This is a genomic window from Algimonas ampicilliniresistens, assembly GCF_030159955.1.
Taxonomy (GTDB): Bacteria; Pseudomonadota; Alphaproteobacteria; order Caulobacterales; family Maricaulaceae; genus Litorimonas; species Litorimonas ampicilliniresistens.
In genome coordinates this window covers 684,202-700,652 of the sequence record NZ_BSNK01000001.1, presented here as the reverse complement: position 1 = coordinate 700,652, position 16,451 = coordinate 684,202, and the positions used below count along the sequence as shown (strand labels likewise).

The window sequence follows — 16,451 nt, the reverse complement described above, 5'->3', positions numbered from 1 at the left end:
CCATTCGGTAAGGTTACAGTGCGCGTGCCAAGCTCTTTGGCAAAGGCCAGACTTAAAGCGGTAGGGACAGCGTTGTTTCTCCGCCGGCCTTTAGGCGAAGCCGGATTTTGATATTACGCTGTTTATCCAGTTTGGCGTTCAATATCATCGACTTCCACTTAGCGACCTCAGCGATTGGGATTCCATCAGCTTCGAGCAGGACCTGCCCGATCTTAAACCCAGCCGATTCGGCAGACGATCCCGGTTCGACGCTTTCAACATATACCCCGACCTGATCAGACCGCATGCCAATGGCTGTGCGGAATTCGGCAGAGATATCAAGCACATGCACACCTGTATCAATATTGATGCGGGCATGGGGGTCAGCCTTCGGCGGTGGCGGTGGCAAGCCACGGCTAATGGCGGCAGCGCGGTCTACTTCTGACTTTTCGGGCCGTTCACCGATAGACACTTGGATAGAGTAAGGTTCCTCCAACCGTTCATAAATGAAGGTGGCCACATCACCGGGATCCAGTCTGCCAATGGCCCGCGTCGCTTCAACGGAATTACGCACGGGCGTGTCGTTGATACGCAGGATAATGTCATCAATTTCCAGCCCGTAAACCTCTGCGGGGCTTCCCGGCAGTAGGCTATTGACCATCGCACCGGACTTCAGAATTCCCGGACGACCATCCATTTCGTAAACAGCATCCCTTAGACCGGCGCCCAAATAACCGCGACGCACGCGTCCATTATTACGAATAGCGGTCACAACCGTTTCAGCGGTCTGGTGCGGAATGACGAACGCAATTCCGACCGAGGCCCCGGTTGGTGAATAAATGGCTGAGTTGACGCCAATCACATCACCATTGAGATTGAATAGAGGACCACCCGAATTACCCCGGTTAATCGTTGCATCCGTCTGAATGTAATCGACATAAGATCCGCTATCGACCCGCTTACGCCCAATAGCTGAAATCACGCCGAGTGATGTCGATTGACCAATCCCGAACGGATTCCCAATCGCAACGACCCAATCGCCAATCCTTGTGTCGTCGCCTTGATGGAATAACACATGTGGAACAGGCTCGGTCGATGCGAAGGTCAATAGAGCGAGATCGGTTTCTTCATCCGTCCCAATGATCTCAGCAGGGAAACGCCGACCGTCATTGAATTCAATTTCAATCGTCTGCCCCCCTTCGATAACGTGATAATTGGTCACAACTTCGCGCTCAGGGCTGATGACAAACCCTGACCCCTGCCCCTCTGAAACCATTTCACCACTCGCAGTCGTTACGATGATATTCACTGTCGATTGGCTCACCCGCTCGACTAAATCTGCAATTGACGGCAGCGCAGCAATCGGTGTGTTAAACAGGTTATTCGCCGCTTCGCGGGCGCGAGACGTCAAAATCTGCCCTCCGTCACGCAGAGGCGTGTTGGTCTCAGGCTGGCCAGACCGTTTAACTTCAATGGTTGGGACCGTTTGCGCCGTCGCTGTAGAAGCGATCAGGCAAAGGCTGGCGGCAAGTATGGCAGCACGCATGGCAGGCTCCAAAGACTAGTGCTTTGACAGCCTCACAATATGGTTGTTGCGTGGCATGCCGAAACTTTGGAGGCTATTAAAGCCTGCATCTTCAAAGATATGTTTAACAAGATCCAACTCGCGCACACCCCAATGCGGATTTCTGCGTTTGAGTGACGCATCAAAGTCTAGATTGGAAGCTGCGCTCTCCGGCCCGAACAGGAACGGTCCATAGAGAACAACCGTGTCTGTCAGAGCTGCCGCGCCAGATGCCAAACCTTTTGCGGCCTCAATCGGTGCAATATGGATCATATTCGCTGAAAAAACTGTATCAAAAGCCCCCAAATCAGCAGTCCAATTCGGTGCCGTCAGGTCAATATCCAGCGGTTCAGGCCAGCCATCTTGCGCCCATGCCGCTTGACTGAGGCGAGAACCCGGATCTGGATCGCTATATTGCCAGATCACATCAGGCCGAAGATCACCGAGCGCGGCACCGTGCTCTCCGGTTCCGGATCCAAGCTCAAGAACCCGTGCGGATGGCGGTAAATGCGCGCTCAACGAATCCGCAATGATGGCCTTGTTGCGTCCTGCGCTGGGCGAAAACAAGCGATCTCCGTCACGGTCCCGATCCTCCAAAGCTATAGGCGTGTTGGTCATCGAGATTCCTAAAAAGCGCGCGGCAGAGACAAAACCGCCTTCAATCCACCAAGGGCAGAGCGAGACAGTTCCAGCGAGCCACCATAGGCTTCGGCCAGATCATGAACAATAGACAGGCCAAGGCCGGACCCCGGCGTCGCTTCATCAAGCCGTGCCCCGCGTTTTAACGCCGTTTCGACTTCTGCATCGGGAATACCGGGTCCATTATCCTCGATAGTGATCTTCAGATTGGTATCGTCAGAAATACGAAGAACTTCCACATCTGACCGGGTCCACTTAGCCGAATTATCCATCAAATTGCCGACCATGTCTTCCAGATCGCGTTTATCGCCGCGAAACCTCAGTCCGGCTTCGCCGTCCACATCAATAATCACGTCTTTATCGCGATGAATCCGCGGTAGAGTTCGGGCGAGCGCGCTAATCACGTCATCGACATCGCAGGACAGACCAATCGCCTGCCCCCGAGCCGCCGCGCGAGCGCGGCGCAGATGGTGGTCAACCTGCGCCGACATGGCCTCGGTCTGGCGATTGACGACATTCGCATCGACTTTGCTGCCGAGCCCGGCTTCATTTTGCAAAACCGCTATGGGTGTTTTTAGTCCGTGAGCAAGATTCCCGACATGGGTTTGGGCGCGTTCGACGACATTTCGATTGTGCGCAATCAGCGAGTTCAGTTCATTCGCTACATCTGCAATCTCAGCCGGATAACGCCCTTCTAATCGGGTTGATCGACCTTCGCGGACATCCGCCACGCGTTCTGCCAAGGCAAAAAGGGGTCGCAAACCGAGACGCACCTGAGCGTAGATCGCTGCCAACAGCCCCGCCGTCAGCAAACCCATCACCAGCAGAGCAATGACAGCAAATTGTTGAATGGACCGTGTCGCGGACCGACGGTCTGCTGCCGCCATAGCGATAACAGGTTCTAACATGTCCGGCAGACGAACTTCGCGCGCGATAATGCGCAGGGGTTCGACCTCATTAGGCCCTGAAGTGGACATATTGACCACTTCGCCCGTTGCTGCGCTCAAACGCTGGCGATCTCGTGCTGTGATCGGCAGTGACTCGCCATAGAGTGAGCGAGAAGCCACCAAAGGCAGCATCGATCCGTCCTCTTGGACTTGGCCGATCATCCAATATCGACCCGATAAGGCCTGCTGATAACGCGGATCAAGAGGCTCACGGCTCAGGGTTAATTGACCCGTCTCCGTAACTTCAACAGACGCAATCAGTGCCGTAACGGCGGATTCAAGCGGATCATCGAAGGACGTATAAACAGTGTCGCGATAGAACCACGTCAGCAGAAGCAGGCCCGTGATCAAGGCGGGCGCCGTCCATAGCAACGCCGCGCGGACCAGTCGTGAAACCAGTGACGGATTGGGCGTATCCGGCATCCGTGCTAGCCGCCTGCCCGAATATTTTGCTTAGGCTTGATCGGGCGCATCCGGGTCAACAAGGCGGTAGCCGAGGCCGCGCACCGTTTCGATACGGTCTGTACCAATCTTCTTACGCAGCCGGCCGATGAAGACTTCGATCGTATTACTGTCGCGATCAAAGTCTTGGTCGTAAATATGCTCAACCATTTCCGTACGCGAAATTACCCGACCTTTATGGGCTGCCATATAAGATAAAAGCCGGAACTCGTGGCTTGTCAGCTTGATTCCCATCCCGTTCACGAACGCACGGGCCGCACGGTTATCAACGACCAGGTCGCCGAGTTCTATCGTGTCTGTCGTGTGCCCAGCAGCCCGGCGTAACAATGCGCGCAATCGGGCCAGCAATTCTTCCGTATGGAAAGGCTTGGTCAGATAATCATCCGCGCCCGCATCAAACCCGGCGACCTTTTCAGACCACTGATCACGCGCTGTTAGAATCAAAACCGGCATTTTACGCTCATCCGCGCGCCATTTCTGTAGCACCGAGACGCCATCAATCTGCGGCAGGCCAAGATCAAGGACTACGGCGTCATAGGGCTCTGTGTCGCCGAGGAAATGCCCTTCGACACCATCTGTCGCCACATCAACGGCATAGCCCTGCTCTTTCAGAACCTGCTTAAGCTGGCGGGATAGATCGGGATCATCTTCGACGACGAGAATGCGCATGGGGGTCTCCGCACGTTACCTGTAAAGGTTGGGATGTTGGGTTGCTATCGAACGCGCCCGGTATTGGCGTCAACCACGATATCAACAACGCGGCCATCGCGGGCAATGATACGAACGCGATAAGCATCAGCGGTCCGGCGAATATCGACGACTTCGCCGCCTGGGACGCGCGCCAAGGCGATGGCTCTCGCCTCGCGGGCGCTAATTTGACGCTGCGCATAGTCATAAGGCGACACGGTCGATGCCTCAGACACGCGATCAGTTTGAATCCATTGCGGAGCCGACGCCAAAGACGGCGTGCCGATCAGGCTAAGCATCAAGGCTGAAATTATGAGCGTCATACGTTTCATTGCCGTCCCTCTATGCATGACCCTCTGAACGAAGACTGAATATGGTGTTTAACTACCAATCAGGCCGTCACGAAGTGCAGCGCCGTTTGTTTCGGGCAAAGATTTGGTAAGATCGTCCGACTGAGCCAGTTCAGCGTCCGTCAGAGTAACGACTAATTCCACAATCAAATTGCCGCGATTCTTGCCTTTACCGGGTGCGCCCTTGCCCTTTAGCCGCATCTTCTTGCCAGTATTCGATCCCGGCGCAATCTTAAGACTCACCGCACCGCTCGGCATCTCAATGCGAACAGAGCCGCCTCTCAGCGCCTCTGTGAGACTTATGGGAAGGCGGAGCTGAAGGTCATCACCACTTCGCGAAAGATTAGGATGAGATTGGACGCTGACTTTCACCAAGGCATCGCCTGCCGGACCGCCGCCACTGCCTGATTCGCCCTTGCCCCGAACACGCAAGGTCTGGCCATTTTTGATGCCGGCCGGAATGCGGACTTTCGTCCCGCTCGGTAATTGGCGCATTCCGCCTTTCAGCGCTTCAGGCAGGGATAGGTCCACCGTGTACTGAATGTCTGCGCCTTTCCGGCGAACGGGCGGGCGGTTCGTTCCGCCGCGCATACCGCCCGCAAAACTACCCGTATTCATACCAAACAGCGACCCGAACAGGTCGGTCATATCGTCCTGACCCATTTGACCGCCGCCGCGACCGCCAAAGCCCTCAAAACCACCAAAGCCAGTCTCGTAGCCCGGCCCACTCCCGCCTCTCTGGCCAAATCCACCTGCGAACGGATTGCGTTGCTGACCCTGCTCATCGATCGCGCCGCTATCATATTGCTTACGGAGGTCTTCGTTAGAGAGAAGATTATAGGCCGCCGTCACTTCCTTGAAGCGTTCGCCTGACGTTTTATCGTCCGGATTCACATCCGGATGAAGTTTCTTGGCCAGCTTTCGATAGGCCGAACGGATTTCTTTATCCGTTGCGGTCTTCGGGACACCCAGCAAATCATATGGATTTTTCTTCGCCATCACCGACTATTTAGTCATGCGCCCGCTACATTCAACGCTGCTGACAAAAGACTCTCGCGACCATCGGGCGTAAGTTGAACGATCTCGACCTGATCAAATGGCTGCAAAGCCAGTTCGGTCAAAGCCGTATCGACGGTCTGCACCTCACCCGACCGCGTAATACGCAGGCGGTATTGCAGGCTAGACTCGTCTTCCGTCCATTCCGAAAAACTTCGATCGCGCCCGATCCAGGCCAAGCTCGTTCCGTCCCAACGCAAATGCACAGGGGATAATGGAAGCCCCGCTAAGTCATTCCAAATGACTTCACCGTCTCGGGCCTCCCGTCGAATGGTCTGACCCGTTACGCTTACCACACTGCCCCGATGATCAGAGGATATTGGCAGGCTGATCAATCCCGTTCCAAGCCACAGAACTCTCGCGCCAGACAAAACAACCTCAGCCATGAAAGGCTCGCTACCCTCAAGGCCGCGCAAGAAATGAGATAAGCGATAGGTCTGCGGGGCGATCAATTCGGTATCCCGCGCTGCAAATACCTCCCACCCCGTTGCGGTTTCCACGGCGAAGCGGTTGGCCCCTGCAAGCAACCCCTCGTCCGTCGTACCACTCAGTGTCAGATTTCCGAACAACACGTCGACTGTTGACCTCTGGTCGTAAAGAAGAACGGAACCGGATGGAAAATCCGTCAACGTGGCACCGATCCTTAAAGGCGCATTGAGCGTCGCTTCAGAGCCATCCACTTGCACTGTAACCGGTTCATACGGGTCAATCAGCGCACCCACACTAATACCGTCCCTGCCCGGCAAATCGAAAGCCAGTAATTGCGCGGCACCCGCATAATCAGGTGCAAAGGGAGTGCCAGGTGTCGACCCCGCCACCCATGCTCTAGCACCGCCCCTATCCCTGAGCGCGGTCACATCGACCTGTGATCCAATCTCCAATGACTGCGTGACCCAGCTGGTGTTGTCATAGCTGAAGCGGTCACCCAGTTCGAGCCGTAAGCCGGTATTCAGCGGCAAAGACAGGCGCAAACCTTCCTGCCCCGCGTGGGCAGCGTCCAGTTCCCGCCGGGCGACAAACCGCGCGAAGCCTTCATCCAGCGCAGCCGGGACGGCGAGATCAGCTATGGCGACCGATTCAGCATCCAGTTGCCGGGCCGATGCGGCGCCAAGCTGATAATCACGGGCCGCATCAATATAGGTCAGCCGGACATCCTTGATCCGACCTTCTGGATCTGAGCGCACGCGACGCGCCGGCCCCCGGACAAGATCAGCCTCATTTAATGACAGAGCCTGTGGACCACCAAGGGTAAAGACAACATCCCCGCCCTTTTCATGCATGTCGATATCGAAGAGTTGCAGCAACGGAGCCAGCGCAGCACGAGCACTCATGGGGCGGTCCAATCGGTAGCCCGGAAGCACGCCGGATACACCCGACACGTCAATCGCGGTCAGCCCGCTATCGCGGGCCAACTCTTCGATGACATCGGCGACAGGCAACAGACCGGTGCGTCCGTTCAACCAATGCCCCCGCATCCAATTGTCACCATCCGACCACACATCAGTCCGCGCCGGAAAGTCCGGATAGGGCCGCGCATCCCATGTCCAGACGGAGGCCCGAGACAAATCGAGAAAACCCGGCTGATTGGTCGCCTGATAATGGCCCAAAAGCGCTTCAATATAGCGCCTTTGGATCAGATCATCGCGCGTTCCATCGGAATAATATGGCAGCGCCGATTCAGATGATTTTTCATCATAAAAAACATTGGGCTGGTTCGCACCCTTATCAATGGCGGGGCATCCAATTTCTAGCAACCAGATCGGTTTGGATTTTGGCTGCCACGGGCTCTGCGTCGTAAGCAGCCCGTTCTTGCGGTTGATGTGCGGCGTGCGCCACCAGTTACGCATATCTTTGAAACGATAGACCGGATCATCAATCGGCGTTCGTAGCTGGATATCTCGGTCGGCTGGACTGGCATAGTACCAATCGTACCCCTCGCCCCCTTCCACGTTGGAGAGGAGATAGTCGAGATCATGACCATTATGTCCATCGGTCGCGTCTATCGGCACCCCGTCGCGCCAATCAGCGAGCGGGAAGTAGGCGTCGATGCCAACAGCATCGATATTTTCATCCGCCCAGAGCGGATCGAGATGATAGTCCACATCGCCGCCATCCTGCAGCCCGAAATAGTCCGACCAGTCCGCCGCGTACGTGATCTTTGTCCCCGTGCCGACGATAGCACGTGTGTCACTTGAGAGCTGACGCATCGCCTCAACGGCTGGGAAATCAGTCTCTTCTCGAAACGCCATCAACGCTTTCAACTCCGACCCAATCACGATGGCATCGACCCCACCTGCATCTACGGAAAGACGCGCATGATGCAGGATATGATGACGAAATCGGAAATCCTCGTCAGTCCCAAAAAACGCGTCAACATCAGCGGCAGAGGTCGGCGCGATCCATCCACGCCACGGGAAGCCGGGCGTGTCCATTAGCAGAAACGGATAGAGCGTCACCGCAAATCCACGCTGCTTCAATTCCCTGATGCAAGCGATTAGGCTCTCATCGCTCGGCGTGCCGCCATAGTTGGGACGCCCTTCTGCGTCAGCGCTAACGATATAGGCGGAGCTGCGGTCCTCCCCGGCCACACGCCATTCGACGTCTTGCAGCCTTCGGCTGGTACGCTCCACACCGGGCTGGACCAAGCAGGTCCCCGCATTGATGGAGGTCCCGAACCAAGAGCAGATGATGTTGATATGTTTGCAGTTTGGAAGTTCGGCTTGCAGCTGATCGAGCGATGTCAGCAAGTCTGCTTGGCCTGAGAAACTGTTCATGTTTGCCGGGGTGGTCACACCAACTGATGGCGTGTCCTCGACGATGGTTGGCGACAGGGCGAACTCCCCGGTCCCTGGCATCAAATTCACGGATTGAATTAAATCTTCCATCCGGTCGCCGCGCCTTATGCCGCGAACAACTTCCGCATTGATGATCGGCAGCCTTGACCCATAATCATCCAGCGGGAAATCTTCGAACAGGATATAAGCTGTGCCGCGAAAAGCTGGCACGTCGCCGGGTTCGGTGGCAGCGATCACCGGGTCCGGCACCTGTAAGTCTGAGCCTGTATGCACGCGCACGGTCAGTCCAACCCGTTGCAGGACTTCGCCATTGACCCAAATGCGGTCTACCCCAAGAATTTCACCTTCGCACAGGCCAACGGCGAAGCTGATGGAATAACTATAGTCCCGCCTTGTTGGCCCACCGCCTTTTCCGCCGACCTGTGCCTCGCTGAATTGTTCGCGGACCTGACTGGCCCAGATAACCTGTCCGGCCAACCGAATCCGTCCAAAGACGCGCGGCATTGGGGCGCCGTCGCGTGAGGTTTGCAAATGGAAGCTGTCCAATCGCGGCCCTTCAAAGACCCGATCATCGAGTGCGCGCGTAATCACGCTGGTCGCAGTGGATAGAGCGAGGCTGGTGAGAGCTTTGACACCGCCGCGCGCGAAGGCACCAATGCCTTGAATGGCCAGAGTCGTCATGACGGATCCTCAGTCGGAAGCGGTGGAAAGGAAAAGGCGAAGGCGATCCGCCGCGCCCAGAAGGGATGAAGCCAGCTCTCCACCACAGCCCGACCCCAATAGGCGTGGATCAGCCTGTCCTCGGGTGCGAGGATGCCAACATGTTTGCACGGGCTGCCCGCATTCATCCGAAACAGCAGAACATCGCCGGGCTGCGGATCGGCGGTCAGCAGTAGCCAGCGGCGGGCTGCGTGAAGCAGAGTTTCCTCGCCCTGCGCTTCGGCCCAATCCGGCGTGTAATTGGGTGGCTTTTCAGGCTCTGCGCCATAGAGCTTGCGCCAAATGCCCCGGATCAAACCAAGACAATCACAGCCCGCACCCTGAACGGAGGCTTGATGCTGATAGGGTGTATCGAGCCAGTCGCGCGCGACGGCCAACACGTTCTCACGCATAGCGGGAGCCACCGTCGCGGGTCGGCGTAAGGTGAACGCCCTTTTGCAGGACATCATCGCCGAGCAAATATGGAAAACCTCTATAGTTGAGCGTATTTCCAAGCCCCTTGCAGGCGTCCAGTGTTCCCGCGCAGCTTTGGCCCAATTGAGCCGTCAGCCCGCAACGTGCGTCTCCATATTCCGCATCGCAACGTCGTGAGAAGACCCGTCCAGTGGAGCGATCTAGAAGCGTGGACTGACCCAGCCAGTCAGCCTCAAACCCGTCACCACTCACCGTGACCGCACCGATGCGCCCAGTCGTAATAAGCATGGATTGTGAGGGGTCTGCCCAGTTGACGCAGTGCTCAGCAAGCATCGCCCCATCCAGCGCTCCAGACAGGAGATCATCTCGTGACAAATCTACATCGAAAACAGTCTTGAGCGCGCCGGAATCAGCGTCGAACCCGGCGCGTTGTTCCGTCTCAGCCGCTTGCATTGGACGCGCCGTCAGACCCTCAAAATCCAACGCACAATCATGATCCGTGAAAGCAAAGCGTCGTGTATCGGCAAGCGTTAGAATGAATAATAGACATAGGGTCGTCGTGCCGCTGGCTAGATGCGCTTCCAACTCCGGTGATAGGTTACGCATGATCGAACACCTCGATCAGAGGAATATCGGTCACGGAGACCGCACTATGCGTGTCGAGCGAGAGAGTGAGCGAGTCGGTATCAAAGCGCACAGGCACATCAAACAAAAACCCAGCCGTCACACTCGCGCCGAACTGCGGTGCATCGATTTCGACTATCCCACCCTCTGCCAATGAGAACGGAACAGAGACGCCGTTGACGGCAACGAGAAGGCTATCCGGAATGGGCAATGTGATCGGGCGAATGACATCACTATATCGTTTGGCCAACTGGAACGTCGTTGTCGTTCCGTCGCCAGTGCCGATGATCTGATCGCTGAGGTTCGGCTGGTCACTGCCGGAGCTATGATCGACGGGGTCACGAAACCGAAAACTGTGCAACGCGCCGGACCGCGCTTCAAAAAAGTCGGACAGCATGCGAGCGTCCTCAACAGACTTCACGCCCGTCATAGCATTATAACGGCGGCGTGCGCGGCTTTGGGCCGTATTGCGCGTCTCTCGACCGCTCGCCAATTCGACAATATCCACCGCGCGGGTCGGCCCACCACTGGCACCAAAGGCCAAAGTCAGCGGAAAACTAACATCGTGAAAAGCCATATTTAAATCCTCTGCTGACCGAGCGAGACCGCCCGCGCGAGCGTCGCCGCAATCTGCCCTTCGGAGCGACGGAAACCGACCGGATCACTCGAGCCGCTGACATTGAGATTGACGGTGGTATTGCTGCTGGCTTTGCCGAGACCGTTTGTCAGACTATCGACTAAAGCGTTGAGCGGGGCTTCGATCAGTTCACCGACAGCGAGCCTGGCTAAATCGCTCAGCACAGTTTCCGCCATCCCATTGAAGGACAGCTCTCCGTTCCTGGCCGCGTTTTCAAGTGAACGGGAGATGCGGGCACCGGCGGCTTCAAACGCATCGGCGATCTCGCCTGCGCTTTGCACAGCGGGCGCCGCGTCGAACGCCGCAATGGCGTCTGCAGCTTCATCTAAATCAGTCATCGGGATAGTCTTTCATCAATTGAGTCAGGGCCGTCCGGTCGAGCGCGGGTGTGTCTGGCGAAATCAGCACCAACCAATCCCGCAGCGGCATGGCCCAGAATTCGGACGGGTCGAGATGGAGGTGACGCACAGCCAGTCGGTGCCAAGCTTGGAAAGGCCAGCTCATGACAGCGCCTGCCCGATACAGCGGGAGGCCGCTGGCATAAGCTCGACAATCTGCGTGTCTGAGAGGCGCGCCACCACACCGTTTGCGCCGGAGGGACGCAGCAAGGCGGTAAGTAGGTGGCGCGCCATGTCCGGGTTCAAAACCCGGATGCGGGTGGCGAGAGCGACGGGATCTGGCGCGTCCAAAGTCTGCGCCATCTCCGCCAATCCACAGATGGTTAAACGTAATGTCCCGATCTCAGTCGTCACATCACCGGATCGAAACTCCGAAGCGTGGATCATGCGGGTATGAAGCTCGGCTCGCCGGCGCTGACCAAGGTCAGCTCGAAGCTCGCCTCACCCTTGAAGGTGCCACCATAGGTCAATCCAGTGACCAACATGGACGCCGTAATCGTACCAAATTCCGGCACAATCATCTGCGCATTGACGGCCTCTTGCGCGAAGAAAGCGGACCGCACGCGGGCGTCAGAGTCCGCGTCTCGGAACACACCGGACCCGGTCACGCTGACCGACCTTATGCCCGCTTCTGGCAGCAGCTCTGTCCACCCATTCGATGCTTGATCGGTCACATCGACCGTCTGACTATTCATCCGGATCGACTTGGTACGAAGCCCAGCGACCGTCGAATAAGCCCCGCCATCTTCGATCTTCAGCAACATATCGCGACCGCGCTGAGGTGTATGAGTAGCAGTCATGCCGTTGTCTCCAATGTCAGTGTGACGGACAGGCGCAGCAGTCCGTGGAAGGTCCTCCCATCGGGAGCGCGAAACACATCCGTGTAAAGCGGCAAGACTGTGTGCGGCACGCTGTCCCGGATCGTATCTGAAACCATACGCAAGAGATCGAACACTTCAGCGCGACCAGCATACCGGCTCCACAGATGCAGGGTCATCTGGTGTGTCGATTGCGGTGCCGCGTCCCCGCTCGTATCCTCCGACCGGATCTGGCCATAGGTGAGATAGGGATAGACCGGATCATCGGGCGTATCGTCAAAGGCCCGGATGGGGTCACCCAGCGTGGCCGTTACGGCCAGATCGTTCGCCAGCGCCGCGTGCAGAGTTTGCTGCATGATCAGCGCATCCGCTGCTAAGTTAAGCGCGCTCATCGGACTTCTTCTTCACAGATCAAATGTAACCGTTCGCGGCGCGTATCCGGATCGGATGCGGCGACAATGCGCAATGTTCGTCCCCGCCAAACAAGGCGGGCGCGTTCTGGAAAATCATCCATATGGCGCACCGTGACGCGGTAGGTCTGGGTGACCGCGAGCCGCCCGTTTTCGCGCGTTTCGCTTAGAGATTTTGGTTCCACCGCGCCCCAGATGGCGCGTTGGAACGACCAGCTGGTGATTGTGCCGCCAAGATCATCTGCGATCCGGCTCGGCGCATAAAGGCCCAATCGGTGCCTGAGTTGCCCTATCATAGTCCGACCACCCGGTAGGGCATGGTCAGCGCATCAACCATGAGTGGCATGGTGTCAGCATCGATATCGCGGTGCTCAAACCCGCACGACACCAGCAGCAGCATGGCCTGACGCAAGGGCGCGGGCACATCTTCTGGACCTAAGCCATACCCAGCTGTGAAGGCGATCTCGATATGGTCCGTCGCAAAGACCGACAGGGTGGCAGGACGACGGCGCAAATCGACGTGATACTCAGATATCTCAACGCCGTCTGATAGGACGGTTTCAACACTCATCACGGGCCAGCGCGGCAACCGAACTTCGCAGGCGGCTGGCACGCTCACCTGCATCGGCCGCGCAATCATGGCGGTGTTAAGATAGGCTTCGAGCTGGTCACGTGCAGATGCAATTAGTGTGGTGATCAGCGCGTCCTCATCATCGTGATCGACGCGAATAAAGGCTTTGGCCTCAGCGAGCGTAATTGGCTCGACAGGCGGGGGTTGTAAGTCAATCAACATGGTTAGGGTCCCTCCGAAACGGCAAAGAAAAACCCACCGGCGAAACCGCCGATGGGTGATAAATGATTGGATGTGGCTGCGTCGAAACGCAGGGTCACCGCTGGCTAGGCTGCGAACTCAAGCAGCGCGATCGCGTCCTTGTCTTGGACCCCGCCTCCGACACGCTTGGTTGTATAGAACAGCACATAGGGCTTGGCGGAATAGGGGTCGCGTAACACGCGGACGCCTTGTCGATCCGCGATCAGATAACCGCGACGGAAATCACCAAAGGCGACCGCAAACCCGCCCGTATTCATGTCTGGCATATCTTCAGCTTCTGTCACCGCGTAACCAAGAAGCTGGCTCGGCTGCCCGGCTTCCGCACCCGGCGTCCAGACATAATTGCCATCGACGTCTTTGATCTTGCGGATCTCAGACAGAGTGCGGCGGTTCATGACGAAACTCGCGCCCGGTCGATAATGGGATTTCGGCGTATAGATCAGGTCCATCAATGTGTCGTACTGATCACTCGGCGTGAAACCGTTCGCTGTGCCCGTCGTGATCGCGCTCAGAGCGTCGGTTCCGGCTTGATAGGACAGAATCCCGCGCGGCTTATTGACCCCGTCACCAGAAACGAACGCCGCCGTTTCTTGCGCCGCAAACACATCGCGAACCTCTTCGGCCAGCCATGCATCAACATCGGCGACACTGTCATCCAGCAGCGCCTGCGTTGCCGCGGGCATCGCATAGAGTTCACCTGCGGGGAAATCGAGCAGGGCCAGTGTCGGCGCCGTTGTCTCAGGCCGCGCATCTGTTTCGCCCGCCCAGCCTGCAATGGCTGACGTCGTGCTGACAGGCTTGCGGAACTGGCCGCTGCCGATCTTACGCACCGTAGCAATGCGCCGGAATGGAGAGGCTTCGGTCAGCACGGCATCAATCCGACTTTCCGTCTCAACCGGGGCGACATAACCGCCGTCTCCGTCCGTCGAGGACAGCGATTTTGCCTCGTTCAAGGCTGTCTCATCGCCTGAACGGATGAAGCGGGACCACGCCGATTTGGTCTCATCACGCGCTGACTGCAGGGCCGGTTGGGATAGGCTGACGGAGAGCGTTTCTAACCGCCTATTGATGCGGTCGACCTTGGCTTCAAGCAGCGGGTCGGTGATATTTTTCTTTTCGATTTCCGCGAGCCGTTCGTCATTCGCATCGCGAAAGGCCGCAAAGGTGGCGGCAAAATCGTCGGACTGATCCGGATTCATCATTTTAGTTTCTAGGGTCGTGATAGTCACGCAGGTCTCCTGTGGTTGGTGCGTTCGGTTTGGTCGTCTGTGATTTGATCATCTGAAATCTGGTCATCTGAGATTTGGTCGATCCGTGCAGAGCGCAGCATCGGGAAGGCAACGACGGAGACTTCCTTGAGGTCGAGATCGAGCAAGTCTCGCGATGAAAGGCCGGACCTCAAATTCGGGTGAGAACCGACTTTGGCGCGTCGTGTACGGAAGCCAATCGATAAGCCCCTCACCCGACCTTTTCGGATCAGTCTCTGTAGGGCAGGATCAGACACACGCCCTTCGACATAGAGCCCATATTGATCTTCGACCGCGCGGTCCCAAACACCAATCCGGCGTTGATGGTCGCTCAGCATGGGGATCGGTTTGACGCGTGACAGCAACGATGCGGAGAAGGCCCCGCGCCGCACTTTGTCTCCGCTCGCATCCCGCTCATCAAAGCGCGAGGCGTAGCCACTAATCCTCATCGTAGAGCGCCACTTCGATCCGGCGCAGCATCTGGTGCATCATAGCGGTTTCACCCTCCAGCCGGGCCAACCGCTCATTAATACTCCAATTAATGTCGAGGTTGCGCTCTAGCTCTTCGATCCGGGCTTCAGCACCGCCAACCCAGATTAGGGCGCCTGCTGTTTGTAAAAAAAGCGTGGCGATCAATCCGAGCGTCACGGTGCGTTCGAGTTTCAGCGTTGCGCTCATTGAACTGTCTCCCGAGGCGCTAATCCGGCGAGCGCGCGGCGTTCATCCGCGTCAATAAAGCTAGCTGCATTAAGCCGAGCCCAAAGTGCCGTGCGTTCAGGCGCAAGGGCCGACACGGCGTCTAGATCCGGCGATAAAGTGACCTCTTCACCGAAGGTCGAAAGCCAAGCCGACATGGCTCTGGCCGTGCGTCCGACCAGCGGGATCACAGTTTGACGCCAAAAAGCGCGGTTGGCTTCGGCGTAATTGGAATAGGTATTGTCGCCCGGAATGCCGAGGAGCATCGGCGGCACACCGAAGGCGAGCGCGATGTCGCGCGCCGCTTCGCGTCGACCCTGTGTGAAGTCCATGTCTGATGGGCTGAGCCCCATCGTCTTCCAGTCAAGTCCGCCTTCCAGAACCATCGGACGACCCACCCGAGCAGGTCCAGTGAAGCCCGCTTCCAGTTCAACCTTCAACCGGTCAATTTGATCACGAGATAGACGCTCCCCAGCCCCACCCTTGTAAACAAGAGCGCCGGAGGGTCGCGCGGAGTTATCAAGCAGGGCCTTGGCCCAGCGTGTGCCTTGATTATGCAAATCGACGCTAGTTGCGGCAGCACGCAAGGGTGACTGCCCTGCCGCTTCGTCCATTGGATTAAACAGGGCGAGCGCCATAACCCCGCAACGATCCGTGAGCGGATCGCGCCGGAATAGGCGGCGACCGCTCTCTGAGCGAACTTCAAACCCCGCAGGCCGCCCTGCCGCATCCGTAAGCGGTGTCACAGTGTCTGGACGCACCGCACGAAGGCCAATCACCTCGTCCCCCAGCAAGACAGCCTCGAGATAGGCGCAGCCGGCCACTTGTAAGTAGCTGTAGAAACGCTCCAGCGCTTCAGAGGACTCCGCTGGCAGGCCCTCGCCGCGCAAGGGAACAGATGCGCTGCCCTCTGCAATCATCCGGACGCAGCGATAGACGATCGGATTGCGGGCAAAGCCTTCGCGGCAAAGCGATCCAAAGTCTGGGTTGGTGAAACAAGCTTGGCGGGATAATTCTACCGCGACCAATGGTGTTTGAGCCGATGTGCCGCTTTTTGTTTCGGGCGCATCGCTAGCGTCGGACACCGTATGGCGTCCGGTAAATGGCAATTTCATGAAGGTGGTTCCCTTCGATGCCCAAACCCTTTGAGCAGCGATAGGGGATTTATGGGGCCTC

The 16,451-nt window shown here is 57.3% G+C and carries 21 protein-coding genes; all 21 read right to left on the bottom strand.

What is annotated here, in order from left to right:
- Nucleotides 1-52: 52 nt before the first annotated feature.
- The 21 genes from QQL54_RS03255 to QQL54_RS03155 all read right to left on the bottom strand — a co-directional run bounded on the left by QQL54_RS03255 (nucleotide 53) and on the right by QQL54_RS03155 (nucleotide 16,390).
- Nucleotides 53-1,525, bottom strand: coding sequence for a trypsin-like peptidase domain-containing protein (locus tag QQL54_RS03255; protein ID WP_284387507.1), 1,473 nt, complete (start codon nucleotides 1,523-1,525; stop codon nucleotides 53-55).
- A gap of 15 nt (nucleotides 1,526-1,540) precedes the next feature.
- Complete coding sequence (locus tag QQL54_RS03250) at nucleotides 1,541-2,161, bottom strand: DUF938 domain-containing protein (protein ID WP_284387505.1); 621 nt, start codon at nucleotides 2,159-2,161, stop codon at nucleotides 1,541-1,543.
- A gap of 8 nt (nucleotides 2,162-2,169) precedes the next feature.
- Nucleotides 2,170-3,000 (bottom strand): sensor histidine kinase, encoded by an 831-nt coding sequence (locus QQL54_RS15555; protein ID WP_489146271.1) that lies wholly within the window; start codon nucleotides 2,998-3,000, stop codon nucleotides 2,170-2,172.
- Between the two features lie 582 nt (nucleotides 3,001-3,582).
- Nucleotides 3,583-4,260, bottom strand: a complete 678-nt coding sequence (locus tag QQL54_RS03240) for a response regulator transcription factor (RefSeq protein WP_284387501.1) — start codon at nucleotides 4,258-4,260, stop codon at nucleotides 3,583-3,585.
- Nucleotides 4,261-4,304: 44 nt separating this feature from the next.
- Nucleotides 4,305-4,610, bottom strand: a complete 306-nt coding sequence (locus QQL54_RS03235) for a PepSY domain-containing protein (RefSeq protein ID WP_284387499.1) — start codon at nucleotides 4,608-4,610, stop codon at nucleotides 4,305-4,307.
- Nucleotides 4,611-4,658: 48 nt separating this feature from the next.
- Complete coding sequence (locus QQL54_RS03230; protein WP_284387497.1) at nucleotides 4,659-5,627, bottom strand: DnaJ C-terminal domain-containing protein; 969 nt, start codon at nucleotides 5,625-5,627, stop codon at nucleotides 4,659-4,661.
- A 14-nt stretch (nucleotides 5,628-5,641) separates the two neighbouring features.
- Nucleotides 5,642-9,160: a baseplate multidomain protein megatron gene (locus QQL54_RS03225; RefSeq protein WP_284387494.1), complete on the bottom strand. Its 3,519-nt coding sequence runs from the start codon at nucleotides 9,158-9,160 to the stop codon at nucleotides 5,642-5,644.
- Nucleotides 9,157-9,591 carry an NlpC/P60 family protein gene (locus QQL54_RS03220; RefSeq protein WP_284387490.1) on the bottom strand — a complete coding sequence of 145 codons (435 nt, stop codon included), beginning with the start codon at nucleotides 9,589-9,591 and terminating at the stop codon, nucleotides 9,157-9,159. The genes QQL54_RS03225 and QQL54_RS03220 overlap by 4 nt, the downstream gene beginning before the upstream one ends.
- Nucleotides 9,584-10,219, bottom strand: coding sequence for a baseplate hub domain-containing protein (locus QQL54_RS03215; RefSeq protein ID WP_284387488.1), 636 nt, complete (start codon nucleotides 10,217-10,219; stop codon nucleotides 9,584-9,586). The genes QQL54_RS03220 and QQL54_RS03215 overlap by 8 nt, the downstream gene beginning before the upstream one ends.
- A complete protein-coding gene (locus QQL54_RS03210) occupies nucleotides 10,212-10,814 on the bottom strand; it encodes a DUF2460 domain-containing protein (protein ID WP_284387486.1) in 603 nt (200 codons plus the stop codon). The genes QQL54_RS03215 and QQL54_RS03210 overlap by 8 nt, the downstream gene beginning before the upstream one ends.
- 2 nt (nucleotides 10,815-10,816) lie before the next feature.
- The gene (locus tag QQL54_RS03205) at nucleotides 10,817-11,212 is read right to left on the bottom strand and encodes a phage tail tape measure C-terminal domain-containing protein (RefSeq protein ID WP_284387484.1); all 396 of its coding nucleotides are present in this window, start codon (nucleotides 11,210-11,212) and stop codon (nucleotides 10,817-10,819) included.
- The gene (locus QQL54_RS03200; RefSeq protein WP_284387481.1) at nucleotides 11,205-11,378 is read right to left on the bottom strand and encodes a phage tail assembly chaperone; all 174 of its coding nucleotides are present in this window, start codon (nucleotides 11,376-11,378) and stop codon (nucleotides 11,205-11,207) included. Before QQL54_RS03200 ends, QQL54_RS03205 begins: the two co-directional genes overlap by 8 nt.
- Nucleotides 11,375-11,659: a hypothetical protein gene (locus tag QQL54_RS03195; protein ID WP_284387480.1), complete on the bottom strand. Its 285-nt coding sequence runs from the start codon at nucleotides 11,657-11,659 to the stop codon at nucleotides 11,375-11,377. The genes QQL54_RS03200 and QQL54_RS03195 overlap by 4 nt, the downstream gene beginning before the upstream one ends.
- A complete protein-coding gene (locus QQL54_RS03190) occupies nucleotides 11,656-12,072 on the bottom strand; it encodes a phage major tail protein, TP901-1 family (RefSeq protein ID WP_284387479.1) in 417 nt (138 codons plus the stop codon). The genes QQL54_RS03195 and QQL54_RS03190 overlap by 4 nt, the downstream gene beginning before the upstream one ends.
- A complete protein-coding gene (locus QQL54_RS03185) occupies nucleotides 12,069-12,482 on the bottom strand; it encodes a DUF3168 domain-containing protein (RefSeq protein WP_284387477.1) in 414 nt (137 codons plus the stop codon). The genes QQL54_RS03190 and QQL54_RS03185 overlap by 4 nt, the downstream gene beginning before the upstream one ends.
- Nucleotides 12,479-12,796, bottom strand: coding sequence for a phage head closure protein (locus QQL54_RS03180; protein ID WP_284387475.1), 318 nt, complete (start codon nucleotides 12,794-12,796; stop codon nucleotides 12,479-12,481). The genes QQL54_RS03185 and QQL54_RS03180 overlap by 4 nt, the downstream gene beginning before the upstream one ends.
- Entirely contained in the window at nucleotides 12,793-13,293 is a 501-nt protein-coding gene (locus tag QQL54_RS03175) for a head-tail connector protein (RefSeq protein WP_284387473.1), read from the bottom strand. The genes QQL54_RS03180 and QQL54_RS03175 overlap by 4 nt, the downstream gene beginning before the upstream one ends.
- A gap of 104 nt (nucleotides 13,294-13,397) precedes the next feature.
- Nucleotides 13,398-14,561 (bottom strand): phage major capsid protein, encoded by a 1,164-nt coding sequence (locus QQL54_RS03170; protein WP_284387471.1) that lies wholly within the window; start codon nucleotides 14,559-14,561, stop codon nucleotides 13,398-13,400.
- Nucleotides 14,558-15,028, bottom strand: a complete 471-nt coding sequence (locus QQL54_RS03165) for an HK97 family phage prohead protease (RefSeq protein ID WP_284387469.1) — start codon at nucleotides 15,026-15,028, stop codon at nucleotides 14,558-14,560. Before QQL54_RS03165 ends, QQL54_RS03170 begins: the two co-directional genes overlap by 4 nt.
- Nucleotides 15,018-15,257, bottom strand: coding sequence for a hypothetical protein (locus tag QQL54_RS03160; RefSeq protein ID WP_284387467.1), 240 nt, complete (start codon nucleotides 15,255-15,257; stop codon nucleotides 15,018-15,020). Before QQL54_RS03160 ends, QQL54_RS03165 begins: the two co-directional genes overlap by 11 nt.
- Entirely contained in the window at nucleotides 15,254-16,390 is a 1,137-nt protein-coding gene (locus tag QQL54_RS03155; RefSeq protein WP_284387464.1) for a phage portal protein, read from the bottom strand. The genes QQL54_RS03160 and QQL54_RS03155 overlap by 4 nt, the downstream gene beginning before the upstream one ends.
- Nucleotides 16,391-16,451 lie beyond the last annotated feature (61 nt).